The organism is Brachybacterium sp. JB7, assembly GCF_003335205.1.
Classification (GTDB): Bacteria; Actinomycetota; Actinomycetes; order Actinomycetales; family Dermabacteraceae; genus Brachybacterium; species Brachybacterium alimentarium.
Map to the genome: position 1 here is coordinate 152,844 of NZ_QPGN01000007.1, position 15,657 is coordinate 168,500.

Sequence of the window (15,657 nt, forward strand, 5' to 3'; positions counted from 1 at the left end):
CATGTCCACGGTGAACACGCCCATGGCGGAGGAGACCGCCGCTCCCCGGGCCAATACGCTGCGCTCCTTCAACTTCTCCGGCCGGTTCTGGGTCTCCCTGGTCCTGGTGGTCTTCGTGATCGTCCTGGGTCTGGCGGGGCTGGTCTATCCGACGGGTCCCGGGGAGAAGGTCGGCTCGCTCTACGACGCGCCGGGCGGCGGTCTGCCGCTGGGCACGGACAACTTCGGTCACGACGTGCTCGCCGTGCTCATGGCCGGCACCCGCACCTCCCTGATCATCGGGCTGGTCGCCGGGGTCGTCGCCACCACCATCGGCGTGACGGTCGGACTGCTGGCCGGCTACGTCGGAGGCTGGTTCGAGGAGCTCCTGATGGGCGTCACCAACGTGGTGCTGGCCATCCCCGCCATCGTCGTGCTGATCCTCATCTCGATGTCCCTGCCCAACAGCACCATCTGGTCGCTCGCGCTGGTCATCGGCATCACCTCCTGGCCCTGGACGGCCAGGGCCGTGCGCGCCCAGGCCTCGTCGGTCGCCACCCGGGAGCACATCGACGTGGCCCGGCTCTCCGGGGCGAGGCTGCCCGGGATCCTGCTCAAGGACGTCCTGCCGTACATCCTGTCGTACACCGTCATGGCGTTCGTGTTGCAGGTCTCCGGCGCGATCCTGGCAGAAGCGGCGCTGTCGATGCTGGGCCTGGGTCCCTCCGGGGCCGATTCCCTGGGCTCCCAGCTGCACTGGTCGCTCGCGTTCCAGGCCGTGGCCAGCGGCGCCTGGTGGGCGTTCCTGCCGCCGACGATCGTGCTGACCCTGGTCTCTTTCGGCTTCCTGCTCCTGCAGGCCAGCCTCGACGAGGTGTTCAATCCGCGCCTGCGCCGCGGCAAGCGCAAGCAGATGAAGCAGGCCGCGGCGCGCCGCGCCGCGGAAGCCCGTCAGCTGCTCGAGCGGAACGACGAGGCGAGCGACGAGACCGGTGCCGCCGACGAGGCGAGCGACGAGACCGGTGCCGCCGACGAGGCGAGCGACGAGGCAGGGCCTGCCCCCGACCATTCCGAACGATCGAGAGCAGGTGAGCCGTCATGAGCACCGAGCGTCCGCAGCACGCGCCGTCGTCCACGGGAGTCCTTGCCCGTGCCCAGAACATCCGCTGCGTCTACGGCGGTGGCGAGGAGGACTTCACCGCCGTCGACGGGGTCTCGATCGCACTCGGCGAGGGCGAGGTCCTGGGCCTCGCCGGGGAATCCGGCTGCGGGAAGACCACGCTGGGCAACGCGCTCGCGATGATCGCCGCGCCTCCGCTGTACGTCCTGTCCGGCACCCTCGAGATCGACGACGGGACGATCGACCTGTCGACCCTCTCGCACGACGACGTCAAGCGTCACCGCCCCTATCGGGGTCGGACCGTGTCGATGCTCCCGCAGGGCGCGATGAACTCCATCAGCCCGACACTGCGCATCAGCAGCCTGATCAAGGACGTGATGCGTGCTCATGACCCGAGGATCACCAAGGACGAGGCGCTGGACCTGGCGCGCGAGCGGCTGAAGATGCTCGAGATGCCGGTGCGAGTGCTGGACTCCTACGCCCACCAGCTCTCCGGCGGGATGAAGCAGCGCATGATCACCGTGATCTCCACGCTGCAGAACCCCCGCCTGCTCATCGCCGATGAACCCACCTCCGCGCTCGACGTCTCCAGCCAGCGCATGCTGGTGGAGATGCTGCTGGAGATGGTCGAGCAGCGGATCATGTCCGGGGTCGTCTTCGTGACGCATGACCTCCCGGTGCTGTCGCAGGTCTCGGACCGGCTCGCGATCATGCACGCGGGCCGGATCGTCGAATCCGGGCCCACCCGTCAGCTCGTCGAGGACGCCCAGCATCCCTATACCCGCAAGCTGCTCGGCTCCGTGCTCGACCCCAGCCAGGAGACCAGGGCGCGCGGCATCGCCCGCCGGTCCGCACCCGTCACTCCCGAGGAGGTGGGCGAGCGATGAGCGAGTCCCGCGCCGACGACATGATCACCCGCAGTGCGACGTCCGGAGAGATCCTGCTGTCCTGCCAGAACGTCACCAAGGAGTTCTCCGTCGCCGGGAGCACGATCACGGCGGTGGACGACGTCAGCCTCGAGTTCCCCGAAGCCAGCGTGCTGGCCGTGGTGGGGGAGTCCGGCTCCGGGAAATCGACCCTGGCCCGGATGCTGCTGCGGCTGATGCCGGTCACCTCCGGCACGATCACCTTCCGCGACCAGGACGTGACCCATCTGAAAGGGCGCGACCTGAGGGAGTACTGGACCGAGGTGCAGGCGGTCTTCCAGGACCCCTTCGCCTCGTTCAACCAGTTCTTCACGGTGGGGTCGCTGCTCCGTCGCAGCCTGGCCCTGGCCAAGATCTCGAAGGACGAGGCGGATTCCCTCATCGAGGAGTGCCTCGGCTATGTCGACCTGCGTCCGAAGGAGGTGCTGCACAAGTTCCCCCACCAGATGTCCGGCGGGCAGCGCCAGCGGGTGATGGTCGCCCGGGCGCTCATGATGCGGCCCAAGGTGCTCCTCGCCGATGAGGCCACCAGCATGCTGGACGCGACACTGCGGGTGAACGTGCTCAACGTGCTGCACGATCTGCGCAACGAGCTCGGGCTGACGGTCCTGTTCATCACCCACGACATCGGGCAGGCCTGCTACCTCGCGGACCGGGTCGCGGTGATGGAGCACGGCAGGGTCGTCGAGCGGGGCACCACCGAGGAGGTCATCTTCTCCCCGCAGGGCGATTACACGCGGCGCCTGCTCTCCGACGTCCCGGACCTGCGGGGCAGCCTCAAGCCCTGAGAACCATCAGGGCCGCGGGGCGAACAGCACCGCGAAGGTCTCCAAGGTGCGCTCGAGCTCGATCGACGGCTCGAGCAGCCACTGGATCTGGAGACCGTCGGAGGCCGCGATGATGAGGGCCGCCATGTCGGAGGCGTCCACGTCGTCGCGGATCCGTCCTTCGGCCTGCTCGCTCTGGAGACGCTCGGTGAGCTCCGCGCGGATGCGGGCGAAGCGCGCGCTGAAGAACTCGTTGGCGGGGGAGCCCTCCGTCGCCAGCGACGAGGCGACCAGCGTCGTGTAGAGCTCCACCATCCCCGGGACGCCGACGTTGATCATCGCGGCCTTGACCAGCACCTCGAGCGCGGAGATCGAATCGCCGTACGTCTTGGCGGTGTCCCGTTTGGATTCCGCGTATTCGTAGACCGCGACCAGGAGCTGCTCACGAGAATCGAAGTAGTGCAGGAGAGCGGCATGGGAGACGCCGATCGCGGTGGCGATGCGCCGCAGCGAGGTGCCGTCGGCGCCGCGATCGCGGAACACCTCGATCGCGCGCTCGAGGATCTCCTGACGGCGGGCCACGCCCTTGGAGTAGGAGCCGGCACGGCCGATGACGGGTGGTGCGGCGGGGGCGGGGGATTCCTCGGGGGACATGTCCGAATGCTACCGGGACAAAACCTCCGGGTGGAGGATTTGCGTGCTAGCGTTTCCCACGACGCCCCCACCGTGACGTGCGGCATGGCGGGCGATAGACGCCAGAAAGAAGGTTCGCCGTGGCCCTGCCCATCGCTTCCATCCAGCTGTATTCGCTGGCCGCCGAGTTCTCGGCGGACATGAACGGATCCCTCGACAAGCTCGCCGCCATCGGACTGCGCACCGTCGAGGCGTTCGACTTCGTGCGCCGCCCGAAGGAGATCCGCTCCGCTCTCGACAAGGCCGGCCTGACCTCGCCGACCGGTCACGCCCCGCTGCTCTCCGACGAGCTGTGGACCCCGGACGGCTCGATCCCCACCCCGGCCAACGAGGTCGTGTTCGAGGCCGCCGCCGAGATCGGCATGAAGACCGTCATCGAGCCGATGGTCGCCGCAGACCGCTGGCTCACCGAGGACGGCGTGAAGGACATCGCCGATCGACTCAACGCCGCCTCCGAGAAGGCCGCGGAGTTCGGCCTGAGCGTCGGCTATCACAACCACGCCCAGGAATTCGTGGCCTCGTTCGACGGGCAGACCGCCTACGAGCGCTTCCTGGACCTCGTCGACCCCTCCGTCGTGATCGAGCTGGACCTGTTCTGGGCGCTGGCCGGCCAGCAGGACGCCGTGGGCCTCGTGAAGAAGCTCGGCGACCGCCTCGTCGCGATCCACGTCAAGGACGGCGTCGCCCCGGCCTCGAACCCCTTCGCGCCCGATGCCCCCAAGTTCGACTCCTCGAGCCTGGACCAGCGTCACGCCGGCGACGGCGACGTGCCCACCATCGAGGCGCTCCAGGCCGCGAGCGCCCTCCAGTACGCCGTCATCGAGTACGACAACGCTCCCGGCGACGTCTTCGAGGACATCGCGGACAGCTACCGCTTCCTCATCGAGAAGGGCCTCGCAGCATGAGCGCCCCCACCGGTCCCGTCGGCGTCGGCCTCATCGGCGTCGGCGTCATCTCCGACACCTATCTGGAGCACCTGAACTCCTTCCCGGATGTCACGGTGCTGGCCGTCGGCGACCTCGACCTCGAGCGCGCCCGCACGCAGGCCGAGAAGTACGACGTCCCCACCTGGGGCGACGCACAGGTCGTGCTGGACCACCCGGAGATCCAGGTCGTCGTGAACCTGACCGTCCCCGCCGTCCACGCGGAGATCTCCTCCGCCGCGATCGCGGCCGGCAAGCACGTGTGGACCGAGAAGCCGCTGGGCCTGGACCGCGAGTCCACGTCGGCGCTGCTGTCGGCGGCCGACGAGGCCGGCCTGCGGGTGGGCTGCGCGCCCGACACCGTGCTCGGCCCGGGCGTGCAGACCGCCAAGCGCGAGATCGCCAAGGGCACCATCGGCCGCCCGCTGTTCGCGCAGACCTCCATGCAGTGGCAGGGCCCCGAGGTGTTCCACCCGAACCCCGGCTTCCTGTTCGCCAAGGGTGCGGGGCCGCTGCTGGACATCGGCCCGTACTACTTCACCACGCTCGTGAGCCTGTTCGGCACGGTCGAGAAGGTCGCTGCGATGGGCCTGCGCGCCCAGACCGAGCGCGCCATCCAGGTGGGCCCGAAGGCGGGGGACACCTTCCCCGTCGAGGTGCCCTCCACCATCTCCGTGCTCACGCAGTTCGAGGGCGGCCAGCAGGGCAACTCGCTGGTCAGCTTCGACTCGCCGCTCGCCCGTCAGGGCATCGTGGAGATCCACGGCACCGAGGGCTCGCTGGTGGTGCCCGATCCGAACATGTTCGAGGGGCGCATCGCGTACGTGAAGCCGTTCGAGTCCTTCGGAGAGGCTCCGCCGGAGCAGGAGTGGATCGAGGTGCCGCAGCAGGGCGTCGTCGCCGGTCGCGGCACGGGCCTGCTGGACATGGTCCGCGCGATCGCCGAGGACCGTCCCCATGTCGCCAGCGGCGAGGTGGGCTATCACGTGCTCGACGTGATGCTCTCGGCCGAGGAGTCCGCGGCCTCCGGCGAGTTCGTCGCCGTCAACAGCTCGGTCTCCGAGGTGCCCCTGGTGGCCGAGGACTTCGACCCCTTCGCCAGCACCCTGTGAGCTGACCGGCGAGGTGCACTCGACCTCGCCGTGGACAGGCCCCTGTCACCCCCGTCGTCGGCGGGAGGAGGCAGGGGCCTCGTCGTCTGCGGACTGCGGACTGCGGACTGCGGACTGTGCACAGCGGACAGTGCTGACGGCCATGCGGCGATACGGCGGAGCGCCCTCAGAGGACGGCGAGAACGCCGCGCCCCAGAGCGAGGAGGGCTCCAGCCATCGCGATGAAGACGACGACGCGCATCGCGGAGGCGCCGTCGATGCGACGCGAGAGACGATCTCCCACCAGGAGGCCGACGAGCAGCGCGACCAGCAGTGCGATCCAGCCCGAGGGCTCGAAGGACGGCAGAGCACGCTTGGCGGCGAGCGAGACGATGCCGAGCACCAACCCGTGCAGCTGCGCGGTGGCGGCGAAATGGCGATGCTCCCAACCCGTGGCGCGGGCATAGACCACCACGCCGGGCCCGGCCACACCCGCGGTGACGCCCATGAAGCCCGAGGCGAAGCCGCCCGACGCTCCCAGCGCGGCCGACGGAGGCACCGTGCGGCCCCGCAGCAGGATCGTGACGCCGAGCCCGAGCACGACCAGGAGGCTGACCACGATGGTCAGCGGCGCCTCCGGCAGCAGCTCGACGGCGACGGCGCCGGGCAGGACGCCCACCACCCCCATCGGGACCAGCAGCTTCGCGCGCGGCCAGTCCACGTCCCTCCACACCTGCACCAGGATCAGCGAATTGGCGAGGACCGAGGCGGCGTTGACCGCGAGGATGCCCTGCAGCGGACCCAGCACGAGCACGAGGAACGGGGCGGACAGCAGCGCGAAGCCCATCCCGGTGGCGCGCTGGGAGACAGCACCGATGCATACGCTCAGCGCCATGCCGAGAGTGAGGAGCAGGCCGGGGTCGTCCACTCCGCACCTCGCTCTCCGATGTCACGGATGCGTCGCTGGTCGGCGGCACCGCCGACCAGGCTCGCACACCGCGCATCGCTCTGCACGGCGGCTCGCGGGACTGCCCGCTGTCGGGCGGGTGCCGCGTACCGGATGGCCGGACGGTTCCCAGCGCACGAATTCCGAGACCGATCGATGGTCCATTCGGAGAACTCCGCACCTAGGGGGAGCGCTCCCCCTAGTGTGGATCTCCCATGACGACAACCTTCAGGAGAAGACCATGGACATGTCGATCGCCCGCCGCACCTTCGCGACCGGAATCGGGGCAGCCGCCCTCGGAGGAGCTGCCGCAGCGATTGCCGCTCCCGCCTCGGCTGCACCCGTGAGAGCCGACGGCGACAGTGCTCGACCGCTGATCGGCAGGGCAGGCCGCGACCGCCTGCATGTAATGTCGTTCAACATCCGCCAGGACACCACCCCCGAGACAGAACCAGGGGACCCGGATCATTGGCCGGACCGTGAACCGGTGCTGATCGATCTGCTGGCCCGTGAGGAGCCGACCCTTCTGGGCGTGCAGGAGGCGCAGTACACCCAGATGAGCGCGATCGACTCCGCCCTGCCCCGGCATCGGATGATCGGCTACGGGCGCAAGGGCGGCAGCAAGGACGAGCACTCGGCGATCTTCTACGACACGACCCGCCTCGAGGTCCTGGCCTGGGACCAGTTCTGGCTCTCGGACACCCCGGAGGTCATCGGCTCCGCGACCTGGGGGAACCGCATCACCCGCATCGTGGTGTGGGCGCGGCTGCGGGACCTCGCCAGCGGGGCCGAGTTCGCGATGATCAACACCCATTTCGACCACGAGTCCGAGCAGGCACGGATCAAGAGCGGCCAGGCGATGATCGACCTCTTCGACGGTGGTGAGCTCGACCAGCTCCCCACCATCGTCACCGGCGACTACAACTCACCCGCCCACGACTCCGGCGCCTACACGACCCTCGTCACGGACGGCCCCACCGTGGATTCCTGGGATGCCGCGGCCGAGCAGCTCACCCCGGCCTGGGAGACCTGCCCCGGATATGCAGAGGCAGTCGAGGGCGGCGACCGGATCGACTGGGTGCTGACCACGGAAGACATCACCACGCATCAGGCCGCGATCAACGACTACCGCGATCCCAGCGGTGCCTTCGCGTCCGATCATCTGCCGATGCAGGCGTTGCTCTCCCTGCCCTGAGAGTCCTCGCGCAGGCACGGCCCGCCGCCCCGGGGGAACCGGGGAGGCGGGCCGTGCCGTGCCGGGGTCCGACCGAGTGAGCTCAGCCGTCGGCGCGCAGATCGGTCCCGTACGTCGCGCCCGGATCGGCGACCGCGACGGCGAGCGTGGTGTCGGACTGGCCGTAGTAGGCGAACCACGTCCCGCGGAACTTCACGAGCCCCTCCACGAAGGTCACGTTCGAGACCAGCCCGTGCGTGTCCTCGAAGGTCTGCGGGCGCAGCCACGGCTCCTGGAGGCGGGCGAGGACCGTCGTCGGGTTCGCGGGGTCGATGACGATCTGGCCGCAGCGGTAGTCGACCTCCCGCGTGCCGTCCTTCAGGTAGCGCCGGGTGGCGCCGTTGGTGAGCATCAGCAGGAGCCCGTCGTCCGTCAGCACCGGAGAGGTGCCGATCTCCACGAGGGCCTCGTCCCAGGTGCCCGGGGTGGGGGAGTACATCGGCTCCTCGTCGCTCGTGCCGGGGGTCCAGTGGATGAGGTCGTCGCTGGTCGCCCAGTAGATCCCGCCCTCTCCGAAGTACATCCACCACTTCCCGTCGATCTGCTGAGGGACGATCACGCCAGCCTTGGACCAGTTGAAGCCGCGCGGGTCCATGGTCTTGAAGGTGTCGAAGTCCTCGAAGAGCGGGCCGTGCTTGGTCCACGTGCGCAGGTCGGGAGAGGTCGCCAGGCACAGCTGCGCGGAGCGTCGGTCCCAGCCCGTGTAGGTGAGGTAGTAGGTGCCCTCGATGTATGCGATGCGCGGGTCCTCGCAGCCGAAGCGCTCGTAGTCGTGCTCGGGCGAGAGGATCGGAGCGTTCTCCCGCTCGAAGTGGTAGCCGTCGTCGCTGAACGCGATGCCGACGTGGGAGACGATGTCCTCCGCGTGGGCCCGATACAGCAGCACCACCTGGTCATCGACGACCAGCGCCGCCGGGTTGTAGAGGTTCGAGGACTCCCAGGAGTCGCCCTTGGGCCGCAGGATCGGGTTGTTCTCGTAGGGGGTGAAGGGGCCCAGCGGGAAGCGGGCGTCGCCGAAGAGGCTGGTGGTGGTCATGGGGAGGTCCTTTGCAGTGGGGGTCGAGGAGGAGAGCAGCGGCGGCTCGGCGCGGTGGCGCCGATCGCCTCCGCTGCTGCGGTCGCTTCAGCTGCGGCCGTATCAGTCGTATCGGTGGCGTCAGATGCGTCGGTCGTGTCGGCCGATCACCCCTTCACCCCGGCGCCGATGTCGGAGGCCGTGAAGTACTTCTGGAACAGGCAGAACAGGATCACGACGGGCAGCGCGAGGGCGCAGGCTCCGGCGAGGATCGCGCCATTGGGGTTCGCGACGGTCTGGGCGATGTTGGCGATGTAGTTCGCCAGCGCCACCGCGAGGGGCTGCATCGAGGCGTCCTTCGTGATGAGGAACGGCCAGAGGAATTCGTTCCACGGGCCGATGAAGGTGATCAGCACGACCGTCGCGATCGCCGGGCGCACCAGCGGGATCGCGATGGCCCACAGCACCCTCAGCTCGCTCGCCCCGTCGATCCTCGCCGCCTCGAACATCTCCTCGGGCAGGGCCAGGAAGAACTGCCGGAAGATGAACACCGCGGTGGTGTTGATGAAGAACGGCAGGATCATCCCGGCGTAGGTGTCCCCGAGCCCGTACGAGCCGGCGACCTGCACGTACAGGGGGATCATGAGCAGCTGGAAGGGGACCATCTGCACCCCGAGCATGACCACGAACAGTACTCCGCGGCCACGCCAATGCAGCCGGGACATGGCGTAGCCGGCGCTGAGGCCGAAGGTCAGGGTGCCCAGCAGGACACCGGCGGTGAACACCACCGAGTTCAGCAGCGCACGCAGCAGCGGGAGCCGCTCGTTGATGCTGGCGAAGTTCTCCAGGGTCCAGCCCCCGGTGGGGAACATGCCCGCCGGGGTGGTGGTCGGGTTTTCCTGCAGGGCACCGACGATCATGAAGTAGAAGGGGAAGATGAACACCAGCGCCGCGAGCGCGAGGATCACGTACAGCGCGATCCGGGTGGGGGTGCGGGACCTCATGTCAGCTCTCCTTCGTCAGGCGGGTGGAGGCCAGGGACAGCAGGCCGACGCCGATCACGAGCAGCACGCCGATCGCAGAGGCGACATCCGGGTTCCCCTGCTGGATGCCCTTCTGGTAGATCATCAGCACCGGTGAGGTGGAGGCGCCATCCGGTCCGCCGCCGCTGGTCAGCAGATATGGCTCGGTGAACAGGTTCGCGCCGGTGATGATCGAGAGGATCAGCACGAGCATCGTGGTGGCGCGCAGGCCCGGCACCGTGATGTGTCGGAAGCGCTGCAGGATCCCGGCCCCGTCGGTCGAGGCGGATTCGTACAGCTCTTTCGGCACGTTCTGCAGCGCGGCGAGATACAGCAGGATGTAGAACCCCAGCTGCTTCCACGTCACGTACAGGGCGATCGACGGCATCGCGAGGGCGTCGTTGACCAGCCACGAAGGATCCGGGGCGAGCGGCCCGAGGATCGTGTTGACCAGGCCATCCTGCGAGAACAGCAGCATCCACACGCCGATCAGCGACACGCTCGCCGTCACGTACGGGACGTAGAACGCCACGCGGAAAGCACCGGCCCAGCGGGTGACCGCGTTCAGGGCCGAGGCGAACCCCATCGACAGGATGACCGTGAGAGGCACATTGATCACGAGGAACACCGCGATGTTGCCGAAGGACTGCAGCACGCGGGGATCGGTCAGGGCGGTGCGGTAGTTCTCCAGCCCCACGAACGGATGGTCCATGTCCATGCCGGGGGCGGTGAAGACGTAGTCGAAGAACGAGATGTACACGGCGTAGGCCAGGGGATATGCCATCACCGCGGCGAGGAACACGATGTACGGCAACGAGAGTCCCAGACCGAGGGGCTGCTTCCCGAGCAGCCGACGCAGCGGGCTCGTCGGAGGGCGTAGGGGCGGGGCGGTATCGGGGGTGATCATCGTGCTCCCTTCTGCACCAGTTGGTCGATCTGCTCGGCGGCATCGTGCAGGCCGTCCGCGACCGACTTCTTCCCGAAGATCGCGGAGGCGGAGAACTCGTCGCGGAATCGCTGCCAGATCTCGATGGCACCGGACAGGTAGGGCACATCGGCCACTCGATCGGCCTGATCGGCGAAGCTCGTGTAGTCGGGATGCTCGGCGAAGTAGTCCGGGTAGGTGGCGAGCAGGTCGGTGCGCAGGGGCATCTGACCGGAGAGCTCGAGCAGCTTGCCGTCCCACTCCTCGCTGGTGGCGAAGGACAGGAACTCCCAGGCCGTGAGCCGATTTCGGCTCGAGCTGAACATCGCGACGTTCTTGGAGTCCGCGAAGGTAATGGTCTCCTCGGGGGCGATGCCGTCCGCACTGGGAACCGGCATGAATCCGTAGTCGAGCTGATCCTTGTAGGTGGCGATCGCCCAGGGCCCTGCCAGCTGCATCGCGGTGGTGCCCATCGTCATCGCGTCGTCCGTGGACTCCTCCCGTGGGGCGAGCCCTTCCTCGTACATCGCGCGCCACAGCTCGGCGACCGCTAGGCCGTCGGGGGAGTCGAACGTGGTCGCCTCATCCTCCACGAGGAGCGTGCCGTGGGTCTGGGCGAGGTACATCGGGTAGAAGTCGAACCACGGCTGGTAGAAGTCGCTGGTGGGCGCAGGCCAGACGGCTGATGCCGAGGCACCTGAGCTGACGATCTGCCGTGAGCCCTCGAGGAAGGTCCCGAAGGTGTCCATTTCCGGGGACTCCGGGTCGATCCCGGCGGCCGCGAAGATCTCCTTGTTGAACATGACCATCACCGGGTTGGACTTCCAGGGCAGCTGGTAATAGCCGCCCTGGCCGCCGTCCTCGGCGTAGTCGCGGGCGCGCTGTCCGGTGCGGCTCTCGATGTGCTCCCGGCCGCCCTCGAACGTGGTCAGATCGACCAGGCCGCCGGCGCGCACCCAATCGGGCAGCGCCGCCGGGGACGCGTTGAAGACGAGGTCTGCGGTGGTGCCGGCCACGATCGCGGCGGAGATGGCCTCCTCCGAGCTGGCCCCGGCAGGGACCTCCTGAAGTGTGACCTGCTCATCGGGATGTTCGGCGTTCCAGGCGGCGGTGACTGCCTCGCCCCAGGCGAGCTCCTGCTCGTTGTTGGAGACCCAGACCCGGATGGGGCCGCGAGTTGTCGCCGCCTGCGCAGCGTCGACCGCGCTGCGTGAGCAGGCTCCTGCGGCGAGGGTCAGAGGAACTGCGAGTGCTGTGGCGCCGAGAGCGCGCCGGGTGAGGGTCATCGTCGATCTCCTCGGTGGTGGGTGGATGGTCAGTGTCGAGAGGGCGGGGCGATGCTGCCTCGGCGCACGACGACGGTGCCGTCGACGAGGACGGGGCGGCGGGCATGGCCGCCGAGCGCCGCCAGCAGCGTGCGGGCCGCGACGGCGCCGCGTACGTCGGCCCCGGTGGAGACGCTGGTCAGCCCGGGGGAGAGGTGCGCGGAGAGCTCGCTGTCGTCGAAGCCCGTGACGGAGAGGTCCTCCGGGACGCGCAGTCCGGAGCTGCGCGCGTAGGAGAGCCCGGCGATCGCCATCACGTCGTTCGCGTAGACGATGGCCGACGGACGATCCGCGCGGTCGACCAGGGCAGCGGTCGCATCGCGACCGGACGCGGCGGTGAAGTCGCCCTCGACGATGCGATCCGGACGGAGGCCGTGATGGGTCATCGCGTCCACGAAGGCGTCCCGGCGCGCCGCGGCGTGGACGTAGCGCAGGGGCCCGGAGACGTGCGCGATGGAGGTGTGGCCGGCACCCACGAGCAGGTCCACGAGCTCGCCGACGGCGGCGGCGTCCTCGGTGTAGACCACGGGGGTGTCGACGGGATCATCCTCGTGCGGCGCTTCGGCCGTGAGCATCACAGCGGTCAGTCCCAGCTCGCGGACGAGGTCAGGACGGCGGTCGCCCTGCTTCACATCGAGCAGGATCACGCCATCGACGCGTCCCGCGGCGTATCGCTCGTAAGCCGCCGTCTCGGCGTCTTCATCAGTGACGACGTTGAGCATCAGGCCCATCCCGGCCTCGGCGAGGACGGCCTCGCAGCCGGCGATGAAGCGTGGGAAGAAGGTGTCGGTGGCGATGATCTCCGGCCGCCGTGCGATGACGAGACCGATCGTGCTGGTGCGAGAGGTCGCGAGCGCCTGGGCGCTCGAGCTCGCGGTCCACCGCAGCGATTCAGCCGCTGCGAAGACACGGCGACGAGTCTCCTCCGCCACCGGGCGCTTGCCGGAGTAGGCGAGGGAGACGGTGCCCTTGGAGACGCCGGCAGCCCGCGCGACGTCCCCGATGGTGGGTCGTGCACCGTGCATGGGCTTCCTCCTCCGTGCGGGGTGAGAGCGGTCGGATCGGTCCTGTCGGCGGTCGGTCCCGCCGGGTCGGGCATCCTCAGCAGAGGTGCTGGCGCTGACGCCTGATTCGATGCGCAAACCGGTTTGAACAGTGAGCAGTCAAACCGGTTTGCTGTGACGTGTCAAGTCGTTCGGGAATGAGGGGTCTCCGTGTGTGGCACGCGATCGCGCCGCCACTCGTGGCCACTTGTGCATTCTTGCGAGCATCGTTTAGTGTTGCTGATCACGTACAGGGGGAGCGCTCCCCCACTGTTCGGTCAGAGTTCACATGGCGATGCCTTCGGCGTTGCGTCGGATCCACTTTCGATGACGAGAGTTCCTACCGGTGGGGGAGCGCTCCCCCTGGCGCGGCCTCGACGTGACGCCCGTCCGCAGTCGTCCGCACCTCCGCCCTCCGGAGGGCCTCACCCCTTCGTGCACAGAAAGCGTTCCCATGCGACAGCTCCTGAAAGCCTCCGCAGTCCTCGCGACCGCAGCCCTTGCCCTGACCGCCTGCGGAAGCGCCGACAGCGGCGCCGACTCCGGCGACACGCTCATCGTCTACACGAACTCCAACGGCGATGGCCGTGGGGACTGGCTCACCGAGCAGGCTGCCGAGGCCGGCTTCGACATCGAGGTCGTCGGCCAGGGTGGCGGGGACACCACCAACAAGATCCTCGCCGAGGCGGGCAATCCCGTCGCCGACGTCGTGTTCGGGCTCAACAACGTCTACTTCAACCAGCTCGTGGACGCCGAGACGATCGAGCCGTACACCCCGGTGTGGGCCGACGAGGTCGACGCCGAGCTGGGCGACGCCTCCGGGGACGGGAACTACTGGCCCGTCGTGCAGCAGGCGGTCCTGCTCGCCTACGACGCCGACAGGATCGATGCGGCCGACGCCCCGAGCGACTGGCTCGACCTCTGGAACGACCCCGCCTTCGAGGGCCGCTACCAGTCCGAGACCAGCATGGGCAACGCCACCATCCAGATCGTCATGTCCGGCATCCTCACCCGCTATGCCGATCCTGAGGGCGAGATGGGCATCTCCGAGGAGGGCTGGGCCGAGGTCGGGAAGTACTTCAGCACCGGCAGCCCCGCCGTCGAGGACGTCGACATCTTCCAGCGGATCGTGGACGGGGAGGTCGACTACGGGCAGCTGCCGTCCTCCGGCCTGCCCGGCCGTGAGGCGAGCTACGACATCACAGCCGGTGTGGTGGAGCCCGAGGTGGGCGTGCCATTCGTGGTCGAGCAGGCCGCGATCATCAAGGGCACCGACCAGCTCGAGGAGTCCCAGGAGTTCATCGACTGGTTCGGCGGCGCCAATCTGCAGGCCGCCTGGTCCGCGGAGTTCGACTCCATGCCTGTGAACCAGGGCGCGATCGACCAGGCCGAGCCGTCGATCGTCGAGTTCCACGAAGGTCTCGTGCGGCAGGACATCGACTGGGAGTTCGTCACCGAGAACCTCAACGGCTGGGTCGAGAAGATCGAGCTCGAATACGTCGTCTGACCGGCCTCGCACCACCACCGCACCCTCTTCCGGAAGGCACCGAGATGATCCGCTACGACGGGATCCGCGTGGACTACGGCGATTTCACGGCGATCCACGACCTCGACCTGCACGTGCGCGAAGGCGAATTCTTCACCTTGCTGGGCCCCTCGGGCTGCGGCAAGACCACTGCTCTGCGCACGCTGGCAGGCTTCGTGAGCCCCTCGGCCGGGGACGTCCACGTCGCAGGCCGGCGCGTCACGCGCCTGCCCAGCGACAAGCGCCAGATCGGCATGGTGTTCCAGAACTACGCCCTGTTCCCGTCGTTGAACGTGCGGGAGAACATCGCTTTCGGGCTCAAGGTCCGCAAGGAGTCCCGAGCCGAGGTGGAGCGCAAGGTCCGGGAGATCGCCGAACAGGTCGATCTGTCCCCCACCCAGCTCGAGAAGAACCTTGCCGATCTCTCCGGGGGGCAGCAGCAGCGCGTGGCGATCGCGCGCGCGCTGGTGCTGCGCCCCAAGATCCTGCTGCTGGACGAACCGTTGTCGAACCTCGACGCGAAGCTCCGCGCCCAGCTGCGAGTGCAGCTCAAGGACCTCCAGGAGCAGTTCGGCATCACCACCGTCTACGTCACCCACGATCAGGACGAGGCGCTGAGCATGAGCGATCGCATCGCCGTCTTCCACGACGGCCGGGTGGAGCAGATCGGCACCCCCGAAGAGATCTACGACGCCTCCGCCACCGAGTTCGTGTGCCACTTCATCGGCGATGCGAGTCGCCTGTCGCCCGCTCTCGTCACCGAGGTCGCGGCCCGGTCGGGCACGGCCCTCGACCCCACGCGCGCCTCGTACGTGCGCGAGGAGAAGGTGCGGCTCGGCCCCGGGACGGCCAGCGGCGGATCGGTCGCGCTTCCCGGCACCGTGGTGCGCCGTCGGTACCACGGAGTGCGCTCGAGCTACGAGATCAGCACGCACGGCGCGATCGTCAAGGTCATGCAGCCCGAGGACGGCTCCGCCCGCCCCCAGGCCGGCGACGCGGTCACCGTGCACATCGACCCCGCCACGATCCTCCAGTACGAGGGCAGGGCCGCCTCTGGCGCCGACGAGGACGGGGCGCCCGCGACCGCCGTGACGTCCGTGGCCGCGCGATGAACGGCGCGAGC

General features: G+C 68.6%; 15 protein-coding genes. 8 read left to right on the forward strand and 7 right to left on the reverse strand.

The window, feature by feature from the left end; translation table 11 throughout:
• Position 1: 1 nt before the first annotated feature.
• From CIK81_RS10790 to CIK81_RS10800, 3 genes are read left to right on the forward strand one after another with little or no spacing between them, the layout of a single operon-like run.
• Positions 2 to 1,081: an ABC transporter permease gene (locus CIK81_RS10790; RefSeq protein ID WP_096166033.1), complete on the forward strand. Its 1,080-nt coding sequence runs from the start codon at positions 2 to 4 to the stop codon at positions 1,079 to 1,081.
• On the forward strand, positions 1,078 to 1,986 hold the full coding sequence (locus CIK81_RS10795) for an ABC transporter ATP-binding protein (RefSeq protein ID WP_096166034.1): 909 nt from the start codon (positions 1,078 to 1,080) through the stop codon (positions 1,984 to 1,986). The genes CIK81_RS10790 and CIK81_RS10795 overlap by 4 nt, the downstream gene beginning before the upstream one ends.
• Positions 1,983 to 2,813, forward strand: coding sequence for an ABC transporter ATP-binding protein (locus CIK81_RS10800; protein ID WP_096166035.1), 831 nt, complete (start codon positions 1,983 to 1,985; stop codon positions 2,811 to 2,813). The genes CIK81_RS10795 and CIK81_RS10800 overlap by 4 nt, the downstream gene beginning before the upstream one ends.
• A gap of 6 nt (positions 2,814 to 2,819) precedes the next feature.
• Here the strand turns inward: CIK81_RS10800 and CIK81_RS10805 are convergent, their stop codons facing one another.
• A complete protein-coding gene (locus CIK81_RS10805) occupies positions 2,820 to 3,446 on the reverse strand; it encodes a TetR/AcrR family transcriptional regulator (protein WP_096197622.1) in 627 nt (208 codons plus the stop codon).
• Between the two features lie 119 nt (positions 3,447 to 3,565).
• Here CIK81_RS10805 and CIK81_RS10810 point away from each other — a divergent pair, with 119 nt between their 5' ends.
• Both CIK81_RS10810 and CIK81_RS10815 read left to right on the forward strand, forming a co-directional pair.
• Positions 3,566 to 4,390, forward strand: a complete 825-nt coding sequence (locus CIK81_RS10810) for a sugar phosphate isomerase/epimerase (protein WP_096166037.1) — start codon at positions 3,566 to 3,568, stop codon at positions 4,388 to 4,390.
• Positions 4,387 to 5,520, forward strand: a complete 1,134-nt coding sequence (locus CIK81_RS10815; RefSeq protein ID WP_096166038.1) for a Gfo/Idh/MocA family protein — start codon at positions 4,387 to 4,389, stop codon at positions 5,518 to 5,520. The genes CIK81_RS10810 and CIK81_RS10815 overlap by 4 nt, the downstream gene beginning before the upstream one ends.
• Before the next feature lie 166 nt (positions 5,521 to 5,686).
• Here the strand turns inward: CIK81_RS10815 and CIK81_RS10820 are convergent, their stop codons facing one another.
• Positions 5,687 to 6,427, reverse strand: coding sequence for a sulfite exporter TauE/SafE family protein (locus CIK81_RS10820; protein WP_158541993.1), 741 nt, complete (start codon positions 6,425 to 6,427; stop codon positions 5,687 to 5,689).
• Between the two features lie 259 nt (positions 6,428 to 6,686).
• On the opposite strand from CIK81_RS10820, the gene CIK81_RS10825 reads away from it, so the two are divergent.
• Entirely contained in the window at positions 6,687 to 7,640 is a 954-nt protein-coding gene (locus CIK81_RS10825) for an endonuclease/exonuclease/phosphatase family protein (RefSeq protein ID WP_096166220.1), read from the forward strand.
• An 82-nt stretch (positions 7,641 to 7,722) separates the two neighbouring features.
• Here CIK81_RS10825 and CIK81_RS10830 read toward each other — a convergent pair whose 3' ends face one another.
• From CIK81_RS10830 to CIK81_RS10850, 5 genes are all read right to left on the reverse strand, one after another.
• Positions 7,723 to 8,715: a glycoside hydrolase family 130 protein gene (locus CIK81_RS10830; protein ID WP_096166039.1), complete on the reverse strand. Its 993-nt coding sequence runs from the start codon at positions 8,713 to 8,715 to the stop codon at positions 7,723 to 7,725.
• A 146-nt stretch (positions 8,716 to 8,861) separates the two neighbouring features.
• A complete protein-coding gene (locus CIK81_RS10835) occupies positions 8,862 to 9,698 on the reverse strand; it encodes a carbohydrate ABC transporter permease (RefSeq protein WP_096166040.1) in 837 nt (278 codons plus the stop codon).
• A 1-nt stretch (position 9,699) separates the two neighbouring features.
• Positions 9,700 to 10,623 carry a carbohydrate ABC transporter permease gene (locus CIK81_RS10840; RefSeq protein ID WP_096166041.1) on the reverse strand — a complete coding sequence of 308 codons (924 nt, stop codon included), beginning with the start codon at positions 10,621 to 10,623 and terminating at the stop codon, positions 9,700 to 9,702.
• A complete protein-coding gene (locus CIK81_RS10845) occupies positions 10,620 to 11,927 on the reverse strand; it encodes an extracellular solute-binding protein (RefSeq protein WP_096166042.1) in 1,308 nt (435 codons plus the stop codon). The genes CIK81_RS10840 and CIK81_RS10845 overlap by 4 nt, the downstream gene beginning before the upstream one ends.
• Before the next feature lie 29 nt (positions 11,928 to 11,956).
• Positions 11,957 to 12,991, reverse strand: coding sequence for a LacI family DNA-binding transcriptional regulator (locus CIK81_RS10850; RefSeq protein WP_114355689.1), 1,035 nt, complete (start codon positions 12,989 to 12,991; stop codon positions 11,957 to 11,959).
• A gap of 472 nt (positions 12,992 to 13,463) precedes the next feature.
• Here CIK81_RS10850 and CIK81_RS10855 point away from each other — a divergent pair, with 472 nt between their 5' ends.
• Together CIK81_RS10855 and CIK81_RS10860 are read left to right on the forward strand one after the other, a co-directional pair.
• A complete protein-coding gene (locus CIK81_RS10855; protein ID WP_096166044.1) occupies positions 13,464 to 14,516 on the forward strand; it encodes an extracellular solute-binding protein in 1,053 nt (350 codons plus the stop codon).
• Between the two features lie 44 nt (positions 14,517 to 14,560).
• On the forward strand, positions 14,561 to 15,646 hold the full coding sequence (locus CIK81_RS10860) for an ABC transporter ATP-binding protein (RefSeq protein WP_096166045.1): 1,086 nt from the start codon (positions 14,561 to 14,563) through the stop codon (positions 15,644 to 15,646).
• The last annotated feature ends 11 nt before the right edge of the window (positions 15,647 to 15,657 follow it).